The sequence below is a fragment of the Streptomyces nigrescens genome (assembly GCF_027626975.1).
Classification (GTDB): Bacteria; Actinomycetota; Actinomycetes; order Streptomycetales; family Streptomycetaceae; genus Streptomyces; species Streptomyces nigrescens.
Genome location: NZ_CP114203.1, coordinates 3822198 through 3847399, shown reverse-complemented (window position 1 = coordinate 3847399; position 25202 = coordinate 3822198). Strand labels below are relative to the sequence as shown.

Genomic DNA, 25202 nt, shown 5'->3' with positions numbered 1-25202 from the left:
GTCGCTCGGACGGCCGGAGCGGCGCGGCAGGCCCCGGTGGTGGTGCGGCGCGGGCGGTCCCCCCGGCACGCCGGGGGCGCGGGGGGACGGCCGGCGGTTCGCCCCGCGAACGGGCGGCGGGCGCACGTCACGAAACAGCGGGCTCACGTCACAGAACAGCGGGCTCACGTCACGAACACGATCCCCGCGTCGCTCCCCGCCGGTGTGTACTCCGCCAGCCGGGCCCGCAGGCTGTCCTCGCGCTGCGGCTGGTAGAGATCGTGGTACGCGCCCATCTCGGCGCCGTCCTCCGCACCGCGCCGGATCGTGTCCGTACGGCCCGCCGCCAACTGCCCGTACCACGGCGTCCCGTAGCGCTCGGCGCGCAGCTGTGGCCGCACCCGCTCCGCGCCTTCGGGGCCCGCCAGGTCCGGCTGGCAGCGGTGCCGGCGCGGGGTGCGCGACCCCGGCGGGACGTAGCTGAACCGCAGACAGCCGATGCCGCGGCGGGCCACCCGCAGCTGCCCGGTGAAGATGCTGTTCTCGGCGAGACGCACCGCATGTGTGTGCACCTCGCCGATGACCGTGCTGCGGTGCACGGACAGCACGGCATGCGCATGCCGGCAGTCCGGCGCGGACAGCGCCGTGCGCGCGGACCCGGTGGCGTCGAGGATGCTGTCGCGCAGATGGACCTCCAGCGGATCGGTGCTCACCTCGTCGCCGACCACCTCGATGGTGCCCAGGATGCAGCGGTCGATCTCGACACAGGCCCTCGTCCGGTCCAGCACCAGGCTCGGCTCCTCGGGGGAGTGCGGGGAGCACTCCGGCTCCAGCGACCAGCCCGGCACCAGGGTGCAGTGCCGCAGTACCAACGAGCCCATCGGGCCGCTGACATGGAGGCCGCGGCCGGCGACCAGCAGCCCGTCAAGCACCATCCGCGGCCGGTCGCCGGGGGCGCAATCCTCCTCCCGGGCCCGGATGTTGAGCGCGTCCGGCCGGTTGCTGTACCAGTCGAGCAGCCGGATGACGGGACGGGTGCCCTCGGCGGCGCGCAGCTCCAGCCGGTCGCCGGGGTCCAGATCGAAGTCCAGCTGCTCCTGGTAGGCGCCGCTGTGGGTGATCTCGATGATGCCGTTCGGGCCGCAGTGCCCGGCCCGCCGGTCGTGCTGCCAGGCGGTGTAGGCGTCCATGATCCGCTGGAAGGGCCGGTGCGGCCCGACCTGATAGACGGCGGCGTCCGGCGCGGTGGCCCGCTCCCGCGGATACTCGCCGCCGCCCAGGTCGTCCCCGAACCCGTAGTGGTAGTCCACCCATACGCCCTGCCGCGGCGCCGAGCGCGCACCGAACGCCATCCGGCCCAGCTCCGGGTCGACGGCGATCTGCCCGCGCTTCGGCCGGTAGCGCCAGTCGCTCAGGTCGGCGACGACGATGTCGGACAGCGGGACGGGCGCCTCCTGGCCGTCCCGGCGGATCACCAGGCTCTTCCCGGGCCCGTAGTAGTCCGCGAGCCGGTCGTGCAGCTGCCGCCGGCGGATCACGGCCGGCACATTGTCGAGGGTGGCGATATGCGCCGCGGACGGCTCCGGCTCCGGGCGGGTCAGCAGCGGGGTGTCATTGCCAAGGATCGAGAAGGTGTAGAGGTTGCGGGCCCGGTCGATGCAGTACGCGGGCGCCCGGGTCACCGAGTACGGCTTCAGCCGCCAGACGAACAGCCCGACCCCGGCAGGGGTGTAACCACCTTGTCTGCGCGGGGAGTTGGCCCGCCGTACATCCACCGAGCGGGCCACCGTCCCGAACGGCCCGCCTGCCAGGTCCAGCGCCGCGCCGTCCCGTACGTCCACCAGCCGGCCGCGCCCGCGCCGCCGTGCGGCGTCGGCCCCGGTGCCCGCCCCGTACAGCTTCACCGGCTGCTGATGGGCGACCAGCCGGGAGAGCTCCACCGCCCGGGCCGGCCAGCCCGCGACCGACTCCGACAGCTCCTCCAGCAGGGGCAGGGTGCCCTTGCGCCGCCGGTTGCCGACCGTCGCCGCCACGTCGCGGCGCGGCGCCAGCGCCTCCGCCAGCCGCCGCCGGGAGGAGTCCGGCAGCCCGCCGTCCCGCAGCCCGGTCGCCAGGACCCGCTCGTAGCCGGGCAGCGGACGGTAGCCCACCAGGTCGCCGAGGTACGGCAGGACCCAGGCGGCGGCGGTCTCCACGAACCAGTCGTCGTACTGCTGGGCGACCCCGTCGCGTACCCGGTCCACCTGCTCGGCGATCACCGCCAGCAGCGCCCGCAGCGGCTCGCCGTGCTCCGCGTCGCGCAGCCGGTGCCACTGCGGGAGCAGCTCCGCGAGCCCGTCCGGCTCTCGGGTGGTACTCATCGGGTCACCTCCGTGAGGATCAGGGTGTCCGCGACCTGCGGGGAGAACAGGGCGAGCTGGGCCGGCCGGATGCCGCGGAAGACGCATACCGCGCGGCCCTTCGGCAGCGGCCGGGTGTCGGTGATATCGGGGTTCAGCCGCAGGAGTGCGGCCAGGGTGATGCCGTAGCGGGCGGCGATCGCGGTCAGCGTCTCCCCGCCGTCCGCGGTGACCTCGTGGACCCGTTCGTCGAACGTGGCGAACCGGGCCGGCACCGAGGAGCGGGGCGGGCCGTCGAACTGGTCGGCCAGCCGGGCGAGTTCGGACGGGGTGACGGACGCCGGTACGCCGGTGAAGGCGTCCACGTCCACATGGTCGACACCGGGCACGGAGTGGGCCGCCACCAGCACCTCCGACAGCTGCGCGGACTGCCCCAGCTCCCGCCCGTCGGGGCCCAGCTGGGCCCACAGCGCCCGCCGGAGCCGGGGTTCGACCAGCGGCCAGGAGTGATCGGGCGCCACCTTCACCTTCGCCCTCAGTAGCAGCAGTACCGGCTCGCGGACGTCGACCCGGACCGGAAGCCGGGCATCGCCGTACTCGGCCAGTGAGGACCGCAGCGCCCGCAGCACCTCCGCGTCCGTTGCGAGGGGGGTGTCGTCCACCCCCGCGACCGTCACATGCAGCACCTTCCGCCGCCCGTCGAAGAGTTCCCGGGCCGACGCCCGGCCGATACCGGCCCGGGAGCGGGCGAAGTCCTCGTAGTCCGCGAGCGAGACCAGCCGGTCCAGCGCGGAGACGGCCAGGGGTACGGTGCGCCGGGTCAGCCCCGGCCCGTCCGCGTCCGCACCGCCGCTCGCGGGCTGCGGATTGGTCACCCCCGTCACCCCGAGCGGCCGGGAGACCGCCTGGGTGATCCGGTGCGCCGCGACATTCGCCGCCCGGCCGGTGCCGAACCGGTAGCGGGCCCGGACGTTGTCGTGGCCGCTCGGCAGCCGGGCGCCGTGGACCCCGTCGCCGAAGGTCACCGTGGTCCGGCCGTCGCCCGCCGTCCCCCGCACATACACGCGCTCCCGCGGCCCCCGCCCGGCGAGGCTGTCCACCGGGTGCCACAGCAGACCGTCGACCCGCACCTCCAACTGCGGGGCGGCGCCCAGGGGACTGTCGTCCGGCAGCCAGGTCAGCGGTGACTGCCAGAGGGCGAACGTCTGGTGGGCGCGCGCGGCATCGCCGCTGCCGATCGGCTCGTCCCGGCTCTCGCCGTGCGTGGCGGGCACGACATTGCCCTGGATGCGGACGGTGTCCCGGCGGTAGCGGTGGGCCAGGTCCGCGGTGAGCGTGAGCACCGTGTGGACGTGGTCGCCCGGCAGTTCGGGGTCCAGCCGCTGCTCGACCGCGGCGATCACGGCCAGCTCGGTGCCGCGGAGCCCGGCCGGTCCCGGGATGTCGGTGCGTTCGCCGGAGACGACGAGGCGACGGCCGGGCAGCAGACCGTCATACAGCTCGGCCAACTCCAGCTCGTTGCCGTGTACGTCCTCGCCCAGCGGCTCGTCCGCCATGCGCAGCGGCTCGCCGCCCGCGTACACGGTCGTGTCGCGGATCGCGGAGAGCAGCACATCGTGCTCGTCCAGCCAGGGGTCGGCCAGGGTCAGTTCGGTACCGCGCCCGGTGATGCCGAACTGGGTGTAGGCAGCGGTACGGACCGCGGTCACCCGGGTCGTGACGAACGCCAGCTTCCGGTCACCCGGGATGCCGTCCGGCCCGTCCGCGCCCTTACGGGGCCGCCGGATGGCGACCCAGCTGCCGACCGTGATGCCGTCCTGCACCGAATCCAGCGGCAGCACCGAGCGGTTGGCGGCCTCCGGGACCGTCGCGATGCCGATCTCCACGGCGGGCGGTTCGCTGCCCGGTGTGCGGCGTACGGTCACCTCGTACTCGCCGTGCCGGATCTGGTGCTGCTCGCCCGGTGTGAGGTGCCAGGTCTCGGTCCGGCCGTTGCGCACCGCGACCGCGATCCGGCCCCCGTCGTCGGGGCGGGCCACGGACAGCGTGCGCTCGGGCAGACCGGACAGCAGCCGGGCGGTGACCCCGGACTCCTGCGCGTCCGACGGGCGGCGGCCCAGCCAGCTCAGATCGTGGTCCGGGCCGGTGCGGGTGGACAGCTCGATCCGGCCGGGGCCGAGGTCGAAGGGCTCGTCGGACGGCAGATTCACGGTGCGCTGCACCGAACTGCCGGTCTCGATGTGCTGGAACTCCGCCTTCACCGGCACCTTGCCGGCGGTGTCGAACACCACCCGCATGCTGGTCAGCACCCCGCCGGTGAGCGGCCAGTCGGACTGCCGGATGACCCGGCCCTTGTCGTCCTGGACGGGCTTGAGCGGCGCGGTCGCCCCGAAGGGCGCGGCGGTCACCCGCATCGCCAGCAGCGCACGCAGCGCCGACGGCACCTCCGGCGCCGCCTGCCGCCACGCCGCGTACATCCCGTCGGCGACCCGTGGATCGAGCGCGGCCAGCAGCCGCGCGGTCAGGTCGGAGCCCGGAGCCGGGCCCGGTCCGGGACCGCTCGCGAGGGGCCGGGCGCCGGACGGTGGGCGCACCACCCCGGTGCGGAGGGCGGGAAGGACGGCGTCGAGCGCCCGCAGGGCCGCGGTGGGGCCGCCGCCCGCCGCGAAGGACCGCGGCTCCGGCGGTACGGCCCGTGCGGGCGCCAGGTCCAGCGCCCGCTCCCGCAGTTCCCCGACCACGGCCGCCAGTTGCTCGAACCAGGCCGCGACCGCCTCGTACGGCGCGGCCAGCACCTGCGCCTCGGCCAGCCGCTCATGCGGTCCGGTGAGCCGCTCGGCGAACGCCGCCGGATTCTTGCCGGCCGCCCCGTCCAGGTCCGTGCGCAGCGGGGCCAGCACCTGGCGGTCGAAGGTCTCGATCAGCTTGCTGACGGGCCGCGGGTTGGGGGTCGCGGGGGTGGGGCGGTCCTCCGCAGGGTCGTCCGGATCGCCGCCGTCCGCCGGTTCGGTGATCCACTGCCGCAGCTCGTCGACCAGCTCCTTGAGGGTGGGCGGCGCGGACTGCGGCAGCCCGAGCGCGGTGAGGTCCTCGTCCCGGTCGATGCGTACCTTCGCCACCGGCAGCAGCAGCCGTGAGCTGCCGAAGTCGAAGAGCAGCTGGTCCCCGGTCTGCAGGGAGGTGGACGTCCCGGCGACGAACACCTCCGCGCGCCGGGCCAGATCCTCGGCGACGAGCAGGGCCGGGCGGCGCCGGCGGACCTTCAGCTCGTTCCACGCCCAGCGGGCGGTCAGGTCCTCGTCCGTCTCGAAGGTCTGCGACTCCTCGCCGGACGCGCCGGGCACGCTGTGGCTGCGCGAGCCGCGCGGGACGACCACCGGCAGATCCTCGGCCCGCGGGTCACGGTCGAGGGTGTACGCGAGGTGGGTGCCGGCCGCGACCCCGGGCCGTGGCCGGTGCCCGACCAGCCGCCCCAGCAGGGCCAGTGACCGGTGCTCGTGGGCGGTCCGCAGATAGCCCTCGTCGGCGATCCGCTCGCTGTGGAAGGTCAGGACGTCACCCAGCACCGCCCAGGCGTCCAGCAGTCCGATCGCCGGGTCGTCGGGACTGCGGACGGTCAGTCCGCGCAGCGCCGGGTACGCGGGGGAGGCGAGCCGGTCGAGCATGGCGGCCAGGAAGGAGCCGTAATCGCCGACACGGTAGTCCAGGGACGTACGCCCCGGCGGGTTGTGGAGGGCGTCCGGGGCGCGGCGTTCGTCGCTGCCGCCCCCGCAGCCGCAACCACAGCGGGAGGCACTCATCGGGCACCTCCGAGTTCGATGACCAGCCGGCCGTTCTCCGGCCGCTCCGGGTCGTTGTCGCACACGGCGATCTCCAGCGGGCCGATCCGCAGCACACCGTCCTCCCGTTCTCCGTTGTCCTGATGGGACAGCCGTTGCAGCCGGGTCACCCGTACGCTCCGCACGCCCGCTACGGCCGCGGCCACCGCGGTCAGCCGGCTCAGCCGGACCGGCTCCCCGAACGTCAGCGCGTCCGGGTGGAAGAAGCCCAGTCGTCCGCCGGACAGCCGCCGGTTGCCGAGGACCCGCGTCAACTCGGCCAGGATCTGCCCGTGTTGATGTCCCGGTTCCGCGCAGACCTCGATCGCGATGTCCAGCGGCACCGTCCGGGCCGGCCCGACGACCAGGTCGTGCCCGATCCGCCGGTAGCGCTCCAGCGCCTGGGCGACGGACTCCAGCAGCGGCGCGCCCGGCTCGCCGGTCCCCGCCGCGTCGACGGCCACATGTGCCTCCTGCACACTGCCGGTCCAGCGGATCTCCGCGGCCGCCCGGCCGACGCCCGGGAGCGCGGCCGCCAGCTCCGCGTAGTCCGCCGCGGTCACGGCGCGCAGCCGGGTCCGCCGGAGGTCGAGCGGTGCGAGCTGCCGCACCTGCTCCAGCGGCTCAGGACCGGTCCCGCCGGCCGCGGGCAGCGGATTGCGCACCCCCGCCACCGGCAGCGGCTCCCCGGCGTCCGAAGCCGCCGGATCCCGGCTCAGCACCAGGTGGTTGATGGCCTCGGCGCCGACATTGCCCGCCGTGCCGCCGCCCAGCCGGTAGTGGAGTTCCCAGCGGCTGCCGGGGGCGGGGCGGGCGCCGTACCGTCCGTCACCGAAGCGCAGCGCGATCCGCTTGTCGTCCTCCAGCTCGCCGACGAAGTGCCGGTCGCGGGGGCCGCTGTCGAGCAGATCGCGGCGCGGGGTCCAGCTGTGCTCGCCGTCCTGGAGGCGTACGGCGGGGAGCGCGGCGCGCGGGTCGGGCAGCAGGGCGGCGGCCGGGCCGTGCAGCACCGGCTCGTCCGGATGCAGCCCCACCGCATGGTCCGGGCCCCAGCTGTGGGCGATCTCCCAGGCGATCCTCCCGTCCAGCACCGTGCCCGCACGGGCCCGCGCGGTCAGCACCTCCAGGCGCCGCAGCTTGGCCGCCAGCAGCCGGTCCCCGCGGTGCAGCAGCTCCCGCAGCGCCCGTACGGGATGCCGCCGCAGCTCCAGCCGCTCCAGGACCTTGAGGCCGAAGAGCACCGTGAGTTCGGTGATCTCCGCCTCCGACAGCCCGTCGTGGTCCCGGGCACTGCGCCACAGCTCCACCAGCCGTGCCCGCACCCGCTCCCGTAGGCCCGCCAGCCGGTCGGCCTGCCCCGCGGCCACCTGCGCGGGCTGCGGACAGGGCACGGTCCGGGCGACGGGGGAGCGCGGCAGCACGGGCCGGAACCGGGGCACGAGGCCCGGGTAGACGGACTGCGCGAGGAGCGTACGCAGCGCCTCGGCCTGCGCGTGCACGGTGCCGGGTACGACCTTCTCCCCGCCGGACGGTGCCCCCGTCCGCCGCTGCCCGGCCGGCTCCAGACCGAGCCCGGCCCGGGCGGTCGCCTCCGCGCCGACGACCGTGCACAGCTCACGGAGGTCGTCGGCGGTCAGCGCCCGGTGGCAACTGGTCTTCTCCAGCAGGGCGTCGATGAGCCGGGCCGGGGCATTGCCGCTGTCCTTGCGGTCGCCGCAGCCGAAGGCGGGCGGATCGCAGGAACCGGGCACGGCGGGGTCGGGCGGCACGGTCACGGTCTCCGGGGCGCTCTCCGCCCCGGCACCGAAGGTCAGCGACCGCCCGTGGTCGACCAGCACGACATTGCCGCGCGCCACACTCACGTCCTCGACCGGTGCGCAGTCGCGGCCGCCGCGCGTCGACAGACACAGCGGGAAGGCCAGCGCGTCCTCCGGCGCCCAGGTGACCTCCAGCACCGGCTGGTCGTCGAGCCGGTCGACGGCCGGGGTGACCGAGGTCAGCCGGACCGGCTGCCGGTGCGCCGGGTCCTGGTCGCCGGGGGTGCCGGTACGCGGCCCCTTGACCTCTTCGAACAGCAGCAGATCGCCGGGGGACAGCCGGAGCGCACGGCGCTCGCACGCCTCGTCCGTCCATGCGTCCCGCAGCGTCGCCGAGGTCGCGCCCTTCGGCAGCACGCACACCTCCCCGCCCCAGGTCCACAGGCGGATCGCGGTGTGCTCGGGCCGTACGACGAGCGGCGCCCCGGCGACCGGCTCGAAGACCTCCACCGCACCGCGCTCGTCGAGCACGGCCAGATCCCGGTCGTCGAGGACCGTCCCGGTCTCCGGCCGGTCGCGCGGGCCGTGCGTCCTGATGTCGACGGCCGCGAAGCGGAACTCCCCCGGAAACAGGGTGAGTTCGCGGGTCGGCTCCACGGTCACCAGGGCCCGTGCGCTGCACCCGTCGTGCATCGGATAGTCGATCAGCCGGACGTGCCGCCGGACGGATACCCGGCGGCGGGCGGTGTCGAGATACGCCTCGGTGGCCACCGCGTCCTGCTGGTAGCTGATCTGGTCCGCGGTGTACGCCAGCAGCTCGACCAGCGTCATCCCCAGGTCGGCGGGGTTGCGCTCCACCCAGTCGGGGGTCGTCAGCCGGAGCCGGTCCAGGACCAGCCGGCGCAGGGTGTCGTAGTCGCGCGCGGTGTAGTCGGTGACCGGGGCGGGCCCGAAGGTCCCCGGGCAGTCCGCGGGCTCCTCGTCCACACAGTCGAAGGGACTGGGGCAGTGGGGGTGAAAGGAGAACTCCGCGCGGAAGTACCGCTGGTCGAAGCCCTCGTACGGGGTACTGCCGGGCCGCCCGTACGCATCCGTCTCCACGACGGACAGCTGGTAGCGCGAGGTGTCCCCGGTCCGGTCGAGGACGACCAGCAGCCGGTCGTCGAGCTCGGGGTCCTCCTCCCGCTCGACGGAGATCTCCCGCACCCCGATACCGGTGATCCGCCGCCCGCCGTCGATCCGGATGTTCTCCGGGCACAGCCCGTGCGGTGCCTTGCCGAGGAAGGTGACGGTCAGCGTCACCCCGTCATCGGCCACCTCCACCGCATCGATCCCGTTGAGCCGCGCCGCCCTGACCCGCCCGCGCCGCCCGTCCGCGGGGCACACCGGCCCGTCTGCCGTGCCGCGCCGTTCCGTCATCCCTGGCCCCGCCCCTCGAAGACGTCGTCACGCCGGCTCGCGGTGGAGCGCACGACATAGCGCAGATACACCCGTACGACCTGGTCCTCGCTCACCACGTCCAGCGCCTCCACCTCGATCAGCTCGCCCAGCCAGCGCTGCAGCGAGGCCTGGACCGAGAGCTCCACCGCGGATGCCAGCTCCGGACTGTTCGGGGTGAAGACGAGATCCAGCAGCCCGCACCCGAAGTCGGGCCGCATCACCCGCTCGCCGGGGCCGGTGAACAGCAACTGCTCGATCAGATCCCGCACATGCGCCTCGTGATCCGCATGCGCGGTGCGCCCCCGCCGGTCGACCCGGAACGGGAAGGCCACCTCGGTACGTACCGTCCGCACCGCCTTCATCGGCTCGACACCCCCTGGCCCTGCTGGACGGACGCCACGACCGGCGGGCCCTGCGGCACCGGCCCGGCGCTGAAACACATCGCCGCGGTCGTGTCCAGCAGTACCGGCACCCCGTCGGCCCGTACGGCGTCCTCGCCCGCGGCCGGCGTCCAGCGGACGCTCGTACAGGGCTGCGGCCGGCCGCCGACGGAGTGCGGACACCCGCTGACCGTGAAGAGGTCCGCGGTGGTGGCCACGGGCGCGCCGTCGATCCGCACCCCTGCGCCCGCCCCGGCGGCCGCGGTGGATAACACGCGGCCTCCGTGCGGGCAGCTGATCACGGCCCCGCCGTGGACGAGATTCCCGCTCGCCATCTGTCCCCCGTTCCCTTCAGCGCTTCTTGGGCACGGTCAACCGGCCCTCATTGATGTCGACTCGATCCCCGACCAGAGAAATCGACGCGCCCTGCCCGTTATGGATGTGGACACCCGTCGCATCGATCTTCACGTAAGCGCCGCCCGGCGCTTCCAGCACAATCCCGCGACTCGGCACATCCGACATCACCAATTTGTGCTTCTTCGGCGTCTGAATGACCACGGGCCGGGAATCGGGCGGCTGGACCCGCGCGTCCTCGGGCAGCTCTTCGCGCTGCCCGTACCAGCACCCCGTCCAGATCGGATAGCTGGGATCGCCCTGCTCGAATTCCACCCACACACCCGCCCCGGCCGACGGCACGACCACCTGTCCCGCCTCCGGCCCGGTGAACGGGAAACACGGCAGCGCCCACGTGGACGGCTCATCACCGAGCACATCCGGGACCTGGACGATCAGCCGCCCCGTCCCCATCGGGTCGTTGTTGTCCACCACCCGGCCACGGAACTTGCCGAGAAAGCGATTGTTCGGTCCACCAGCCATGAGCGGTTTCTCTCTCCTTACGGACGGGATTCACGGACGAACGGTGCCGCTCCGCGCAATCAGCCCCTCACGCGAGAGCGTGAAGTTCTGCTGGTACGACCCCGGCCGCAGATTGGTCGTCACACTCTTCACGTAGTAGTCGCCGTCATAGGTCACCCCGGCGCCGCGCACCCCCACCAACTCCCGGGCCCGCAACACATATCCATGCCGGTTGACGTCGAGCTGCCCCGAGCCCGAAATGGCGTCCGCCGAGGTCGCCGCCCGCCCCAGCGCCTCCGCCCGGGCCATCGCCTCGTCCTTCTTCGCCGTCCCGGTCAGCGTTCTGCGCTTGAGGGCCGGTGAGGCCCGGCGTCCGAGCGGCGGGCGCAGCGGACCGATATCCGGCGGAGCGAGCAGCGGGGCATTCCGGGTCACCGGGTCCTGCACCCTCGCCTGCGGCTCTTCGCGCGCCGTCCCGTCGTAAGCGAACGTCAGCTGGTCAACGGTCGAATGCACATCCATATTCACGTTCAGCGCGTGCTGCCGCTGCCCCAGCCGCTGCTCGGGCCCCCAGAACGCGGTCGAGTGCCCCGGCACCGGACCGGGGTCGAGATAAAAGGTGTACCCATTGGCGCGGGCCAGCTCGTTCACATACTGCAGATCGGTGCCGACCTGGTAATCGACCCGCACCTGCTCCCGTGGCGGCTGCGGAATCTGCTCCCGGATGATCCGCGCATCGATCCCGTAATCCGCGTACTTCGCCAGAATCCGCTCGACCCGCTGCGAGGGCGCCAGATTCGGATAGCGGTCCGCCCGCTCCTCCAGATCCATCAGCAGCGTCAGATCCTCCCCGGTGAGGGTGAGCGTCGTCCGGCCGGGCTGATTGCTGGCTCCCACCTCCTGCCGGACGATCAAGCCGTCCAGCAGCACAAAGGCGGTCCCCTTGATCGACACCGCCAGAATCACCCGCGTCTTCGGATCGAAGAACCCCTCCGGCAGCAACCGCTCGATGAGGGCGCCCTTCTTGGTGAGATCGAAGGCGAGCTGAAATCCGCTCCGCTCACCCGCCGTACTCGTGATCTGCGCGGACAGCAGGGCCTCGGTCACCTCGGCCGGAACCGGCCTGGCCAGCTTCGGCCCCATGTACAGCGAGACATGGACCGGACCGCGCCCTACGGGCTCATCAGCCATTCCGCACACCCGGCCCGCCCATGCCACCCGGAAACCCACCCGGCAACGGAACGGCGATCCGCTCCCCGGGCTCATCCGTCAACTCCCGGGGATCGAGCGTGGGATTGGCATCGGCGATCTGCCACCACTGCCCGGAATCCCCGAAATACCGCTGCCCCAGCTGATCGGGCCGCTCGCCGCTGCTCACGGTGTGCGCGGCCGTCTCCTCGGCGGCATCATCGAGCCGGGGCAACAACCTCCGCTTGGCATAGCGGACTTCGGTGCCGTCACGGCACCGGTACACCCCGATCTCCACCTCGCTGTACCGGCTGCTCCGCCCATACGGATGCGCCCCCGGCACCTCGTCCAACGCCCGCTCATACGGCTCGATCACGCCTCAGATCCCCCTCCCGAGCCCCAATTGCGCAAAACTCCCGCCCTGCGCGGCCCGCGCCAACTGCTCCTTCTGCGCCAGATGCGCGAGGTAGAGCTCGGCCCCTCGATGCCCGGCCGGCAGATCACTCACCGTCAGCACCTTCAACCCGATACTGAGCGCGGCCCGGATCGGATTGAGATTGACGTCGAACGCCGACTCATTGACGGACAACTCGGTCAGCCGGACCGGCATGACCCGCTTGCTTCCCCAGGTGAAAAGGGTGAGCGGCGTCTCGATGGGACTGATCTCAATGGTCCCCTTCTTGCTGAGATGCGAGGCGGCCCTCAACTGCGCGGTAGTGGGCTGCACCAGCATTTCCAGAACGGCCAACTGCGGATGAATCCCGTTCGGCGCCGCCACATCCAGCTGATCGGTGGCATCGATCTCCGCGGTGAACTTCCACGACTCCTGCGCCGGCCCCTTGAGCCGAAGAGCCTCATTCCGGTCGCCACCACTGTCCCCGCCACCGCCACCGCCTTCCCCACCGGCGGCCTGGGGCGCGACGGACCGCTCCAGCGTGTCCGGATTGAACTGAAGGACGATGATGCGCTGCGGCGTACCCCGCTCGGGGTCGACGATGACGAGGCCGGAACGGATGGGCTTGGGGATGTCGGCGTAGCGGGTCACCAATTTCTCCTGATCGTCAATACTGAGCGTCAGATTTCGTAGTCGCCGGCTTCGTCCACCGCATCTTGAATGATCAATGCCGATTCGCGCAGCGTTCCGGCCTCGCGTTCCTGCACCAGGAGCTTGATGACAAGTCGCGGGATGACGCTGTCGAGAAATTCTTGTGGGGTGTTGGAGAGGATCATGGGAACTCGGTTGAAACTGTCCTCCCAGTCCGGGATGTCCTGATAGGACCAACGCCCCGGCATGTTTTTGATAATCGTTTCCCCGTAGTACCGCACGGCCCCGTCGACGAAGTCATCCGGTTCTTGAGCTGCAAACTCTTCTACGGTAGGGAAACGGGTCAGAATTTCCACTTCCAAGGCATCGAGAGAGGTCAGTGTGAAGTCGAAAGGAAAGTCCTCCGGGAGGTGCTGGGTGCGCCAGGAGTGAAGCTGCGTTTCCATGGCCGCCAGCCACTCGTCAAGGAAGGCGCGGGCTGACCCTCTCATGTTCTTGCGGTCCTCCCGCATATACCTCTCGGTCAGGCTTTGCTCGGGCATTTTCGGTCCTCCTGTCCTTCGCCGTCAAAACAGTGGCGTATTGTCCGCGACGGGGGTTCCTTGGGCGTGCCACACCAGCACGACGATACCCTTCTTCTCCAGGTTTCTCTTCTTGCGTGCCCCGATGGGTTCCCCGACAACGTAGACCACTCGCCATCCTTGCTTGATGAGCTCTTTGTCCTTTCCTGTCTGACTGAAGCTGGCCTTCTTTGTCGACTTCATTTCGAAGATGATTTTTCTGTCGAAATTTACGAGGTCGGGCTTCCGCTTGATTCCGGTCTGTGCGTGCATCTTGCTCTCGAGTTCAACTTGCTTCCGGGCGTCTCCCCAATCCCATCCATCTTCCTTCTTGAACTCCTGGGCGGCGATGAAGTCGTCTTCGTACTTACCCCCCTTGTGCGTGTTCCCTTGGTTTCTGATGTACCCCTCGTACCAGTCTTTGAAATTCTCGGGCTTCTTCCCGGCGTTCGCTCGCTGGGTCTTGTGCCGGCGCCATGACAGCACTACATGCTCATCGGTACCCGGGATCGGCTTTGGGCGTCGCCGCACCACCTGCGTGTCGGGCGGCTCTGTCATATGCCGTCTCTTTTGCGTCAGGCCCGGGTCCCGGTATGTGAACTGATGCGGCTTGGTCCCGACCCCCTTGAGCGGACTGGTGACGCCTGGGATTCCGTATTTACTTTCGATGTGCGTCTTGAGTCTGTTGACCAGTTCTTGCTGTGCGGCGCTTCCGTGGAACAGTACATTTTCGTTCCCCAGCTCCCGCTCGATGCGCTCCTTCTCGGTTCGGAGCTTCTTGGTGAAGACATCCTCTTCTTCATCGGCGCGGAATGTTTCCCAGGTGTGGTCCGGCGTCATTCGAAGCGCCTTTTCGAGCATTTCCTGGATTTCTGGACCCAGAAGTTCTCGAATGCTCCGCGTGAATCCGCTCTCCGTCCTGTTGCGCGGATTCAGGACGGCAGTGATGTCGAACCTGTCGGCCCCTTCGAGACGAAGGTCCGTCAGTCGGTACCACGCGCGCATGACGGGGAGCGTCATGCGCATCACGCGCTGCCCCACGCCGTGGTCCAGCATCTTCCCGAGCTTCGGGCGAAGTCTCGCAACGATCTTCTGCAGCCGAGCGCTCTTGGATTCGCTTGTGTTCTCTTTCTTCTTTTGTTCGGTGCGACGCTGTTTCTTCTGGTCCAGGCGACGATTCTTGTTGTCGCGCATGAAGTCGCGCTTCTTCTTGAAGGCGTCGCGTGCTTTCTTGGCCGTGTTCTTGAGGGCCTTACCGACCTTGGACTTGCGGAGTTTCCTGCCCAGGACCTGGCCGGCGTTGCGGACCTTCTTGAGGGCGGACTTCACCTTGCCCTTGACCTTCTTGAGGCTGCGGCCCAGCGAGGAAGTTGGCTTGCGGGGCTTGGCGCGCTTGGGGGCCTCGATCTCCTTCTTTTTCGCCGGCTTGTCGGGAGCTTTGTCCTTCTGTCCGCCAGGGCTGTCCTTCTCGGGAGTCCTGTCCTTGCCGCCGTCGGAGCCGTCCTTGTCCGGCTTCTTGCCGAGGCCGTCTTGGTCCTTGGGCTTGTCCGGGGTGCCCTTGTCCGGGTGCTTGTTCGGCGAAGCCGTCTCAGCCCTTGCCTTCTTGGTGTCGGCCTCGTCCTCGCGCTTCTTCCTGGCCGGGTCCGGTGTCTTGCTCGCCGGGCGGCCCGTGGGCTGGGTCTTCGGCTGGTGTTTCGGGTGGCCGCCGCCCGGGGTGCGGTCGGCGGGGGCTCCGGGGCGGGACGGGACGCGGGGGCCCTTGGGCTTGGCCGGGCGTGCCGGCTTGCGGAGGGCCTGGGCGGCCTTGCGGGCGGCGCCCTTGGCGGCGTTGACCGCCTTGCCGGCCACCTTGCGGGCGCCCTTGCCGGTCCTCTTGAGGCCGGCGGTGATCTTCTGGGCCATGGCCTTGAGGCGGGTGCCCACGCCCTTCGCGGCCCGGCCGAGGCGCTGGAGGAGGAGGTTGGTGAGGAAGTCGAGGAGGGCCACCACACCGGCGGCCACCGCTTCCGCGAAGAGACAGGCCGCCGGTCCGGCCTTGACCGCCTTGAGGTAGGCGAAGAACTTGCCGAACGCGGTGAGGATGGAGCTGATGCTCTCCCAGGCGGCCATCAGGCCCTGGACGATGGTGAGGATCGCGCCCGCCGCCGGGACGATCATCGAGACGACCTTCTCGATGACCAGCGAGGCGATCATCATCGGCAGCGAGGCAATGATCGCGTCCCAGGCCATCTTGCCGATCTGCTTCAAGGACATACAGCCCTTGAGGAGAACGTTGATCACGGCCTTGCCGAGGCCGAGGATGCCCTCCACCTTGGTGTCGAACCACTGCTTGACGGCGGACTTGATCGCGCCCCAGAGGTGTTCCTGGATGCCGGTCTTGGCGGCGCTGCCCGCCTTGCCGATCCAGCCGCCCGGGTCCGGTGCGATATCGGCGACCAGGGCCGCGAACTTACCGAGCGCCTCGATGGCGGCCTCGGCGAATTTGATCGCGGCGGTGATCACGGCCTGATACGCCTTGATGACCGCCTTGACCCCGGCTTCGAGGACGTCCAGGAGCTTGTTGAGACCGGCCGCGAGCGCGTCAAGGAGGGTGTTGACGGCCTTCTTCAGGCCGTCGGCCAGCTTGTTGACGGTCGCGATGGCCGCGTCACGCAGGCCCTCGATGGCCTTGCGGAACTTGTCGCGGAGTTCGGGGAAGGCGGCCAGCAGGACGTCGCCGATGGCGATCAGGGCGTCCGCCAGCACATTGATGGCCTTGATGGCGAAGTCGCGTACCGCGTCGATCGCCTTGTTCGCGAACTCCTTGAACTTGTCGATGACGCTGTTGATGGCGTTGCGCGCCGCGTCGAAGATCGCCGTAACGGCGTCCAGGAGGCCCTTGAAGAAGTCGCCCACGGCGTCCAGCAGTTTGCCGAAGAGGCTGTCCGACTCTCCCTTCTTCTCCTCCTTCTTCTTCTCGGCGTCCTTCTCGGCCTGTTCCGCCTTGGTGTCGATGTCCTTGTTGTCGTTGTTCTTTCGGTCATCGACTTCTTTGTCCTTGCCGTCCCGCTCCTTGGTTATCTTCTGGTTGCCGTCCTTGTGCTCCTTCTCGGTGTCCTCGTCGGCCTTCTCGATCTTCTTGTCCTGCTCGTCACGCCAGTTCTGGCGCTCCTTGCCGGCCTGCTCGGCCGCCCGGCCGCGCTCCGCCGTCTGCTGTTCGGCATTGCGCGCGACCTCGTTGTCGATCTCCTGCTGCTTCTCCTGCTTGGCCTGCTGCTCGCCCTGCTGGTGTTCCTGCTCCTTGGCGGACAGGTCGCTCTGTGACTGCGCCGCCCCGCTCTTGAGCTCGGCACCGCGCTCCTGTTTGGCGACGACGCCGACGTGCTGCCTGGCCCCGCCACCGGCCGACTGCCGGCCACCGCCGCCGCCCGCGCGCCCGGACGCCTTGCCCGTCAGCCGTTCCCGGGGAGCGTCGGGGAAGATCTTGTCCTCGCCCATCGGCTTGGACGCGTCCGCCCGGCCGGTGTCCTGGATCGTGCCCTGCTTGTCCTTGAGCTTCTCCGCCTGCTTGTCCGTGCGCTGCGGGTCGCTCGCCCCCTCCAGCTTGATCTTGGGGGCCGGTCCGACCGTCTTGTTACGCAGCTCGGGGTCGGTCGTGGGCACCTTGTCCGCGGCCGCCTCGACGCTCTTCGCATCGCCGGCCGTCAGCTTGCCGTCCTTGCTGGGCGGGAGCTGCGGCGCCGTCACATGATCGGTGGGCCTGGCGCCCTGAGCCTTCTCACTGCCCTTGGCCCGCTGCTTCTCGCCCTGGTCCTCCGGCCCGACCCTCTCCAGCTTCCCGCTGACCGCCGTCTCCGGCGCCTCGGCCTCCGGAGGCGAGGACTGCGTCTGCGGCGCACCCGAAGGACGCTCCCGCTGGGGCGGGTTGGCCTCCAGACGCTTCTGCTCCTCGTTGACCTTCTTGTCGGCGGCCGCGTCCACACCGGGCATGGCGGCCTGAGCCTGGTCGGGGGAGAGCTTGCTGACGGTGCTGAGTGCGGCCTTCGGGTCCTGGCCCGAGACGTCCGGCGGCTCCTCCTGCTTCTCCGCGGGTGCCTTCTCACCACCCCCGCCCCCACCGCACGAACCGCCCTTCTCCTCCTTCTCCGCCGCGGGCTCCGGCGGCGCACAGCCACCGCCGTCCTTCTCCAGCGACGCGTCGGGCTGCGCCTTGGCGCCCTCGGGCGCGGGCGCGCCCATCTTCCCGGGGTTCTCGGCCTGTTCGGCGGCCGGACCGACCGCGGCCTGGGCGACGGACGGCGCGCCTCCGGGACCGGCCGCGCCCTTGGGCGCGGCGGCGGGCTCACTCGCGCCCACCGTGCCGCTGGGCGCCGCCCCCGGGCCGGACTCCTTCGGCACCGCGCTCTTCGGCGCGGCCGCCTCGTTCTCGGCCCGTACGGGCGCCGCGGTCCTTCGCGCGGCGGGGGAGGGGTGCCGGTCCTCGACCGCGGTACGTTCCGTGTGCGCACCGGCGGGCGGCGCAGGCGAAGCCGCCGACGGCCCGGCCCCGCCACCGGCCGCTCCGGTGCCTGCGACACCACCACTCGGCTTGTCCGCCGCCGCGCCCTCCGGCTGCCCCCTGGCCTCCTTCTTCTCCTCCTGCTCGTCCTGGTCCTTCTTGTCCTGCTGCTCGTCCTGGGACTCCTTGGCGTCCGGCGCCCCTTCGCCGTCGCCCGACTTCTCGTCCCGCTCCGCGTCCTTGTCGGCCGCGTCCTGCTTGGCGGCCCTGGCCCCGTCCTCCTCCTGGTCCTGCTGCTGCTCGGGGTCCCTCTTCTCCTCGGCCTCCTGCGCCGGATCCGGCCTCTCCTCGGCCGAGGGGTCCGGGCCGACCTCTTGCTCGACCGGCTTCTCCGGCTGCAGGTCCCGCTCGCTGCGGTCGGGCGCCTCGGACGCGGGGCCGTGCTCCGGCTGCGGCGCCTCGCCCTCGACCGGGCCGCGCTCCTCACCCGGCGCCTTGGCCTCGGCCTCCGGCGCCTCCTCGTCCTCCTCCTCATCGGCGTCGTCCTCCCGCTCCTTCTGGATCTTCTCCGCCTTGGTGGGCGGCGGAGCGGGGAACGCCGGCATGCCCGCCGTGGGATTCTCGGCGGTCGGTACGGACGACAGGTCGGGATCGGCCTCCGGCAGATGGTCCTCGGGCTTCAGCTCCGCCTCGCCCGCCCCCGGGCCGCCGCCGTGCTTCTCCTCCTGCCCGCCGTCGACCTCCTTGTCGGCGCCGGCCTCCAGCCCGAGGGGCTGTTCCTCCTCGCGCGGTTCGCCCTCGTTCTCGTCCTTCTCGTGCAGACCGTGCTCGGACAGCGCGCTGTCGCGCTGGTCGGCCCGCTCATCCACCTTCTCCGGGCGGACCGGCCCCTGCTGCTCCTTCTTTTTCTTCTCCAGCTCTTCCTGCCTGGCGCCGTCGGCCGGCTTCCTCTCGTCGTCCTTGCGCTTGCGCTTGTCCGCACCCGGCCGGTTGGCCTGCTCCTGGTCCTGCTCCTCGCGCTCACGCTGCTCCTTGCGCTCCTCCTTGGCGCGTTCGGAGCCCTCCTGCCCCTCCTGGGCCCTCTCCGCGTCGGCCTGATCGGCCTTCTCGCGCTCCTCGCCCTGCTTCTCCGCTTCCTGCTGCTGCTCCTTCTTCGAGTCGGCGAGCTCCTCGGCCCGCTCGTCCTCCTGCGCCTTGCGCTCGCCGGCTTCCTTCTCCTCCGCCGAGGCGTCCCGCTGCGCCCGGGTCCGTTCCTGCGCACGAGCGCCGTCCCGTCCCTTGGCGTCCTTCTCTTCTTCCTCGGCGTCGGCGGCCCGCTGCTTCTCGGCCTGCTCCCTGCCGTCCTTACGGCCGGCCGTCACCGCCCGCTCGTCCTCGATCAGGTCGATCGCGTCCGGGACCGGCCCGGGGACGTTCGAGGGCAGGAGCCCGGGCGGAGCGGTCCCGGCTTCCTCCGTCAGCTCCAGGATCCGGTGGAACTCCCAGGTCAGCAGCCGGACTTCGAGCCGGTCCAGCACGGAGTCCTGCAACTCCGGCCCCATCCGGGCGAGTTCCCCGCGCACCCGGCCGGAGAGGTCCTCCGGGTCACCCCGCAGTGACCGCAGCACACCGTTGGCCAGGCGGTCCACCAGGGTCGCCGGGTCGGCCTGTTCCTCCCGGCGACGGTTCGCGTCGACCGTCGCGTACCGCAGCCACCCGGGCGTCGCCCGGCCCGGCTCGATCTCAGCGGCAGCCGGGTCAGGGGGCTCATGGACCGAGTCACGCAGGGCGCCCAGTACGGAAGCCTGTGCTGCCGACTCCGCCTCCCGTTCGACCGACTCCTGCGGCAGGCTGACCGCGCCCAGGTCGCGACCGGCGCGGAGGGCGCCCAGCCCGTGCGGATTCTGGACGGTGTGCAGGAGTTCGTGGGCGAGCAGGCGCTGACCGTCCGCCGTGCCCGGCCGGTAGGTGCCCTCGCGGAAGAAGATGTCCTGGCCGACGGCGAAGGCGTCGGCTCCCATCACGTCCGCCAGGTGCGCGGAGTCGCGGTCGGTGTGCAGGCGGACCCGGCTGAAGTCGTGGCCGAGCTGTTCCTCCAGTTCGCGGCGGACACCGGGGTCCAGGGGCTGTCCCGCGCCGCTGACGATGTCCTTCGGCTCCGGGGCGCGGGAACGGGCGGAGCGTTCCCGGCGCTTGCGGCGCTTGTCGTCGCGAGCCGACCGGCTGGGGTCCTGTGTCGAGGACCGGCTCGTGCTCATCGGGCCTCCCCCCGTCCCGCGAGGCCCGCGTGCACCGCGCGGGCCAGTGCTTCGCCCAGCCGGACCGGGTGCGTCGTGGCCGGCAGGGGCGGCAGACCGGTGAGGCCGTCCAGCGCCACGCCCGTGCCGTCCGCCGCCAGCGGTATGCCGCGCTCGTGCACGAGGCGGGTCAGTTCCGAGGTGAACGCCGCCGAGACGCGGGCCGGGTCGACGCGCGCGTCGAAGCCGTCCAGGACCAGTTCACCGATGTCGATACGGAAGGAGCGCGGCGACACCTCCCCGCCCCCGCTCCGGACCGCCTGCCCGGCCGCGCCCCAGGCGTGGTCCCCGACCGCGCCCCCAGCCACGCTCCCGGCCTGGTCCCCGACCGCGCCCCCAGCCACGCCCCCGGCCGCGCTCCTGACGTGCTTCCCGACCTCGTTCAGACCCATCCATGGACCTCCGACGGCGTCAAGGAGCGTTCGAGCTTCAGGTATTCGGTACGGGCGGCGGCCAGCATGTGGCGCATGCGCAGGCGGTCGCCCTCCTCGGCGGCGAGAAAGGCTCCGGAGAGGGCGATATTGCGGATCGAACCGCCGGCCACGGTGAGCTGGGCCAGCAGGGAGGTGTCGATGCCCTTCGTCGGGGCCTGCGCGGGCAGCACCCGGCGCCAGATCTCCGCGCGCTCCTTCTCCCCCGGGAAGGGGAAATCGACCACGAACCGGATGCGGCGCATGAAGGCGGAGTCCAGGGCCTTCTTCATGTTGGTGGTGAGGACCGCCAGCCCGCGGTACGCCTCCATGCGCATCAGCAGATAGCTGACCTCCAGGTTCGCGTAACGGTCATGGCTGTCCTTGACCTCGCTGCGCTTGCCGAACAGCGCGTCCGCCTCGTCGAAGAGGAGCAGCGCCCCGCCCCGCTCCGCCGCGTCGAAAACGCGACTGAGGTTCTTCTCCGTCTCACCGATGTACTTACTGACCACCTGGGAGAGGTCGATGATGAACAGGTCCAGCCCCAGTTCCTTGGCCATCACCTCGGCCGCCAGGGTCTTGCCCGTTCCGGAGCCGCCCGCGAACAGCGCGGTCACGCCCAGACCGCTGCGCAGCGCCTTCGCGAAGCCCCAGTCCTGGTAGACGGTGCCGCGCTGGCGCACATGCGCGACGATCTCCTGGAGGATGCCGAGTTGGCGGCCGGCGAGGACCAGGTCCTCCCAGCCGGCGCGGGGTTCGATACGGCGGCCCAGTTCGTCCAGCCCCATCCGGGCCTCGGTGAGCCCTGCCTGCCAGGCCAGCCCTGCGGCATCCGGGCCGTCCGGACCACCCGGGCCGGACAGCTCACGGCGTACCGTCGCGGCCGCCGACCGCACGACATGCGGCGGGAGCTGGAACTGCGCCACAAGCGCCTGCACATCACGGGCGGTCACCTCAGGGACGTCCGCGAAGGCGTCCGTCCACAGCCCCACCTGTTCCTCGTCGTTCAACTTCGGTACGGTCACCCGCTGCCCGCGCGGATGGCCCGTCTGCCGCGGATCCGGGCCGGAGACGACCAGCGGGACGGCGGAACCCGCGATGAAGGAGTCGGCGGCGGCGTGCTGCTCGCGGTCCAGCTCGCCCACCTCGATGAGGAGGGCGGCCGGCAGGAGGATCGCCTCGCGCTGCCAGAGGCGGGCGAGCCGGTCCCGTTCGGCGGCGTCCGCCGGGACATCGTCGGCGGCCATGGAGTAGAGGCCGAGGCCCGTGCGGCGGGCGGCAGTTGCGGCGATGTCGGCGCGGGTGCGGAGATCGCCGCCGACCAGTTCGACGCGGAGCGGGGCGTCGGGGCCCGCGTCCGCCCAGCCGGCGGCCACCCGGTCCGCCGCCGCGTCGTAGGAGGCCGGCAAGGTGGCGGGCGCCGTCGTACGGCGCAGCAGCCCGTGCAGCCTGGCATCCAGGTACGGCGAGCCGACGAGGAAGTGCAGGATGCGTTCATCGAGGCGCAGGCGGGACGTGGTCAGCCGGGTCTCGTCGTCCAGCTCGACCAGGCGCCAGCGGCGCAGTGGGGCGACCGGCGTCAGCGCACTCCAATGCGGAGCGCCGAGGGCGGCCAGCGCCAACGAGAACGTCGGATACGCATGGCCCGGATCGCTGCTCGCGGCGGCGCAGCGGGCGCCGGCTGTCGGATCGAGTTCGGCCGCGGCGCCGAGCAGGACGACCTCCCGCTCGAACGGGCTGAGGCCGAAGCAGGCGGCCAGTGCGTCGAGGGCGGGGAGCGCGCGGCCGGGGGAGAGGGCGGCGTCCTCTTGCGAGCGGGGCGCCGGAGCGGCGCTGGGCGGACCCGCCGCACCGCCGTCGCCCGCCGCGTTCCCGCGGACCGTCGTACGGGCGCGTGTCGCATGGGCGTCCAGGCGTGCCAGCACGGAACCGACCGCCGCGGCCAGCGCACTGCCGTCCGCGTCGGCGGACCACGCCGTGTCCGGCCGCCCGCTGCTGCCGCCGTCGCCCATGTCCTTCTCCGCCCCCGTTCCGCGCACCGCGCCTCAGCTCTCCGTGCCGTCGTCCGGATGCCCCGGTTCGTCGGTGCGGCGCGCTTCGCCGGTGCGGCCCGTGTCGTCCCGGCCGCCGTCCCGCGCACCGCCGCCGGTCGCCTTGCGGGTACGTGAACCGGCGGAGGGGCCGCCCGACTTGCTGCCGCGACGCGCGGCCTTCGGGTCGCCCGCCGCCTTCTTCGCGGCCCGCGCTCCTCCGCCGGACGCGGCCTTGGCGACGGTGGCCCGGGCGGTGGAGCCGGCGTCGGTGCTCGTGGCCGTCTTGGCGGCGCCGGACCGGGACTCGCCGGTAGGAGCCCCGACGGTCTGAGCCGCCGTCGGCGCCGCCCTGGCGGGAGACGTCGCACCCGGATCAACCGGACCACCCGCACCACCCGGACCGGCCGCACCACCCGCACCACCCGCCACCCCGCCCGGCTCCGGCGCCCCCGGCGCCCCGAACGGCAGCACCCTGACGTCCGGCTTCTGCACCGGCTTCGCCGGGACCGGCTTCTGATGCCCGTCGAGCAGCACCAGCGAGGCCTGGTACACCACGGACAACGCATACGGCGTCTGGTGCAGCATCCCCCAGAGCTTCGAGGTCTCGTCGACGTCCAGCTGGAGCGGTGTGAATCGCACCTTCTGCGGGGACTCGGCGAGATCGCTGCCCGCCAGATAGGGCCGCTGCGCCGCCTCCTCGATCAACTCCTGGGGCAGTACCGGGATTTCGTGCAGGGTGCGCACCACGCTGCCGATCAGCCGCTGCCCGACCAGCTCGGTCTCCTCGCCGTACGCACTGATCAGGAAGTGCAGATCGAGTGCGGCGGCGGGCCGCTTCAGCAGCGTCCCGTCGGAGGCGCGGGTGACCAGGTCGCTGTTGCGCATCGAGGGGTTGTGGCTGACCTGGTAGAGGAAGACGGTGATCGTCGGCTCCGTCGGCGGATCGGCCGGCGGCTTACGGGTCTCCACCGAGACGGCCATATCGATCTCGGGGTGGAGGTGGTGCTCGATCAGCAGCGCAAGGGCCTGGGTGACCGTCGCGACGGCGAGTGCGTTGCTCATGAAGCCCTTCCCTGTGGGTGCGGCCCCGGCCGGGTCGTGTGGTGCGTCACCGTCAGTGCGTCCTCTCCCCGCGCGCCAGATAGTCCGCGAGGCTCAGCGTGGGCTCGCGGCGCTCCGTACGCGCCGGCCGGTCCGCCGCGGGCCGCTCCGGACCGGCCGCGCTCACCTCGAGCCGGCCGATCTGTACGTGCACCACCCGCTCGGCGGCCCGCTGCCCGCGCCGCCCGGTTGCCGTGGTCCGGGCGGCCGGACGGGCCGTCGGCGGCTCGTCGGTGCGCGGTCGCAGCGGCGTGACCGGGGCGAGGGGAGCGGTGTCGAAGCCCGGCAGGACGAGCGTGGACGCCGTCGGACGTGCGGCCCGGTCGTCGCCGGTCCGCGTCCCTGCCGTCCGCTGGGCACGGACGGCGCCGGGCGGGCCGGGCCGCGGCGCCGGGTCCACCGCGGGCCTCAACAGCGCGTCCGAGGGGCGTAGTTGATGCTCGGAGGGGTCCGGGTCCTCGTCCTGCCGGGGGACCTCGGTCCGCAGGACGGTCTGCCGCTCGGTGGTCCTGATCTCCCGCTCGTAGCGGATCCGCCCCTCCTCGGAGCGCGCGGGCCGGGGCGCCCGCGGAGCGAGCGGCACCGGCCCGTCCGGTTCGGCGGAGGGGCCGGACAGCGCCTCGATCCGCTCGAACGGCCCCGGCAGCCGGGGCTGTACGAGGGTGCGCCCGGCCCGGTCGGCGCGGCCGCTGCCGGGAAAGGCGCCCCCGGGCGACGGTGCGTACCGCGCCAGCAGCCGGTCGAAGTAGTCAGGCATCTGCGCACAGCTCCAGGTAGTAACGGCGGCGCAGCGGACTCAGCGCCAGGATCTGGGGCTCGCTCCAGCCATAGGCCGAGGCGAGCAGGTGGACGTCCAGGAGCACATCGCGGGCCCAGACGTCGAGTTCGGTCCACAGGTAGGCGGCGATGTCCAGCTCCGCCGGGGTGGCGGCGCCGCACTCCGGGCAGGCGATGTTCAGCACCACCTCGGCGGCCGGGTCCGCCCGCTCGGCCGCCTCGGCGAACCGCTTCAACACCGCCTCGGGCAGCGCCGCCAGTTCCTCGTCCGTGGCCGGCCGCCCGCCCCGCCGCGCCGTACGGGCACAGCGGGCGCCCAGCAGCCGCCGGGCCTCCTCCGCACCGGCAGCCAGGGACGCCACCGCGGTGAGATCGGCGACCGACGGCAGCCGGAACACCACCGTCCAGCCGCCCTCCGCCACCCGCAGACCGTCCTCGGGCACCTGGGGCCGGGCGCCCAGCCCGGCCGCGTCGAGCTCGAACTCCATCGCCGCCGCGCAGTCCTCGTCGGCGCAGTCGAGCGTGATCTGCATCCGCTCGCCGAACAGCGCCCGGCGCAGCGCGAACAGATCGGCAGCCCGCTCCCCGGGCGGCACCGACAGCAGTGCGTCGGCGCCGGCCCCGGGGCGGGCCGCCCGGTGCAGCAGCAGGGCCCGGTCGCCGCCCTGCCGCGCCAGCCCGGCCTCCCAGGTGGCCAGCAGTTCCGCGGGCCCGGTGACCGTCATTCCTCACCTCGTCCGGTGCAGGTGCCGTGGCGTACCAGCCGG

Annotated in this window: 16 protein-coding genes; all 16 read right to left on the bottom strand. The window is 71.9% G+C overall.

What is annotated here, in order from left to right:
* Positions 1 to 164: 164 nt before the first annotated feature.
* Positions 165 to 2339, bottom strand: coding sequence for a hypothetical protein (locus tag STRNI_RS17135; protein ID WP_277411537.1), 2175 nt, complete (start codon positions 2337 to 2339; stop codon positions 165 to 167).
* Complete coding sequence (locus STRNI_RS17130) at positions 2336 to 6118, bottom strand: putative baseplate assembly protein (RefSeq protein ID WP_277411536.1); 3783 nt, start codon at positions 6116 to 6118, stop codon at positions 2336 to 2338. The genes STRNI_RS17135 and STRNI_RS17130 overlap by 4 nt, the downstream gene beginning before the upstream one ends.
* The gene (locus STRNI_RS17125; protein ID WP_277411535.1) at positions 6115 to 9312 is read right to left on the bottom strand and encodes a putative baseplate assembly protein; all 3198 of its coding nucleotides are present in this window, start codon (positions 9310 to 9312) and stop codon (positions 6115 to 6117) included. Before STRNI_RS17125 ends, STRNI_RS17130 begins: the two co-directional genes overlap by 4 nt.
* Entirely contained in the window at positions 9309 to 9695 is a 387-nt protein-coding gene (locus STRNI_RS17120) for a GPW/gp25 family protein (protein WP_018089569.1), read from the bottom strand. The genes STRNI_RS17125 and STRNI_RS17120 overlap by 4 nt, the downstream gene beginning before the upstream one ends.
* The gene (locus STRNI_RS17115; RefSeq protein WP_381284956.1) at positions 9692 to 9988 is read right to left on the bottom strand and encodes a hypothetical protein; all 297 of its coding nucleotides are present in this window, start codon (positions 9986 to 9988) and stop codon (positions 9692 to 9694) included. The genes STRNI_RS17120 and STRNI_RS17115 overlap by 4 nt, the downstream gene beginning before the upstream one ends.
* Positions 9989 to 10064: 76 nt before the next feature.
* A complete protein-coding gene (locus STRNI_RS17110) occupies positions 10065 to 10589 on the bottom strand; it encodes a phage baseplate assembly protein V (protein ID WP_277411533.1) in 525 nt (174 codons plus the stop codon).
* A gap of 30 nt (positions 10590 to 10619) precedes the next feature.
* Entirely contained in the window at positions 10620 to 11759 is a 1140-nt protein-coding gene (locus tag STRNI_RS17105) for a hypothetical protein (RefSeq protein WP_148589578.1), read from the bottom strand.
* Positions 11752 to 12108 (bottom strand): LysM peptidoglycan-binding domain-containing protein, encoded by a 357-nt coding sequence (locus tag STRNI_RS17100; protein ID WP_202444387.1) that lies wholly within the window; start codon positions 12106 to 12108, stop codon positions 11752 to 11754. The genes STRNI_RS17105 and STRNI_RS17100 overlap by 8 nt, the downstream gene beginning before the upstream one ends.
* Before the next feature lie 27 nt (positions 12109 to 12135).
* Positions 12136 to 12801, bottom strand: a complete 666-nt coding sequence (locus tag STRNI_RS17095; protein WP_148589579.1) for a hypothetical protein — start codon at positions 12799 to 12801, stop codon at positions 12136 to 12138.
* A 29-nt stretch (positions 12802 to 12830) separates the two neighbouring features.
* Positions 12831 to 13343 (bottom strand): hypothetical protein, encoded by a 513-nt coding sequence (locus tag STRNI_RS17090; RefSeq protein WP_266445791.1) that lies wholly within the window; start codon positions 13341 to 13343, stop codon positions 12831 to 12833.
* A gap of 24 nt (positions 13344 to 13367) precedes the next feature.
* A complete protein-coding gene (locus tag STRNI_RS17085) occupies positions 13368 to 20075 on the bottom strand; it encodes an eCIS core domain-containing protein (protein ID WP_277411532.1) in 6708 nt (2235 codons plus the stop codon).
* Positions 20072 to 20506: a hypothetical protein gene (locus STRNI_RS17080; protein WP_277411531.1), complete on the bottom strand. Its 435-nt coding sequence runs from the start codon at positions 20504 to 20506 to the stop codon at positions 20072 to 20074. Before STRNI_RS17080 ends, STRNI_RS17085 begins: the two co-directional genes overlap by 4 nt.
* The gene (locus STRNI_RS17075) at positions 20497 to 22536 is read right to left on the bottom strand and encodes an ATP-binding protein (RefSeq protein WP_277413263.1); all 2040 of its coding nucleotides are present in this window, start codon (positions 22534 to 22536) and stop codon (positions 20497 to 20499) included. Before STRNI_RS17075 ends, STRNI_RS17080 begins: the two co-directional genes overlap by 10 nt.
* Before the next feature lie 33 nt (positions 22537 to 22569).
* Complete coding sequence (locus STRNI_RS17070; protein ID WP_277411530.1) at positions 22570 to 23619, bottom strand: Pvc16 family protein; 1050 nt, start codon at positions 23617 to 23619, stop codon at positions 22570 to 22572.
* A gap of 52 nt (positions 23620 to 23671) precedes the next feature.
* Positions 23672 to 24415, bottom strand: a complete 744-nt coding sequence (locus tag STRNI_RS17065) for a hypothetical protein (RefSeq protein ID WP_277411529.1) — start codon at positions 24413 to 24415, stop codon at positions 23672 to 23674.
* On the bottom strand, positions 24408 to 25160 hold the full coding sequence (locus STRNI_RS17060; protein WP_277411528.1) for a hypothetical protein: 753 nt from the start codon (positions 25158 to 25160) through the stop codon (positions 24408 to 24410). The genes STRNI_RS17065 and STRNI_RS17060 overlap by 8 nt, the downstream gene beginning before the upstream one ends.
* Positions 25161 to 25202 lie beyond the last annotated feature (42 nt).

Excerpts from the sequence above, each read along its gene's own strand:
- STRNI_RS17075 (WP_277413263.1), bottom strand. The coding sequence starts at position 22,536 with ATGGGCGACGGCGGCAGCAGCGGGCGGCCGGACACGGCGTGGTCCGCC.
- STRNI_RS17130 (WP_277411536.1), bottom strand. The coding sequence starts at position 6,118 with ATGAGTGCCTCCCGCTGTGGTTGCGGCTGCGGGGGCGGCAGCGACGAA.
- STRNI_RS17120 (WP_018089569.1), bottom strand. The coding sequence starts at position 9,695 with ATGAAGGCGGTGCGGACGGTACGTACCGAGGTGGCCTTCCCGTTCCGG.
- STRNI_RS17080 (WP_277411531.1), bottom strand. The coding sequence starts at position 20,506 with ATGGGTCTGAACGAGGTCGGGAAGCACGTCAGGAGCGCGGCCGGGGGC.
- STRNI_RS17065 (WP_277411529.1), bottom strand. The coding sequence starts at position 24,415 with ATGCCTGACTACTTCGACCGGCTGCTGGCGCGGTACGCACCGTCGCCC.
- STRNI_RS17090 (WP_266445791.1), bottom strand. The coding sequence starts at position 13,343 with ATGCCCGAGCAAAGCCTGACCGAGAGGTATATGCGGGAGGACCGCAAG.
- STRNI_RS17135 (WP_277411537.1), bottom strand. The coding sequence starts at position 2,339 with ATGAGTACCACCCGAGAGCCGGACGGGCTCGCGGAGCTGCTCCCGCAG.
- STRNI_RS17085 (WP_277411532.1), bottom strand. The coding sequence starts at position 20,075 with ATGAGCACGAGCCGGTCCTCGACACAGGACCCCAGCCGGTCGGCTCGC.
- STRNI_RS17110 (WP_277411533.1), bottom strand. The coding sequence starts at position 10,589 with ATGGCTGGTGGACCGAACAATCGCTTTCTCGGCAAGTTCCGTGGCCGG.
- STRNI_RS17060 (WP_277411528.1), bottom strand. The coding sequence starts at position 25,160 with ATGACGGTCACCGGGCCCGCGGAACTGCTGGCCACCTGGGAGGCCGGG.
- STRNI_RS17125 (WP_277411535.1), bottom strand. The coding sequence starts at position 9,312 with ATGACGGAACGGCGCGGCACGGCAGACGGGCCGGTGTGCCCCGCGGAC.
- STRNI_RS17105 (WP_148589578.1), bottom strand. The coding sequence starts at position 11,759 with ATGGCTGATGAGCCCGTAGGGCGCGGTCCGGTCCATGTCTCGCTGTAC.
- STRNI_RS17070 (WP_277411530.1), bottom strand. The coding sequence starts at position 23,619 with ATGAGCAACGCACTCGCCGTCGCGACGGTCACCCAGGCCCTTGCGCTG.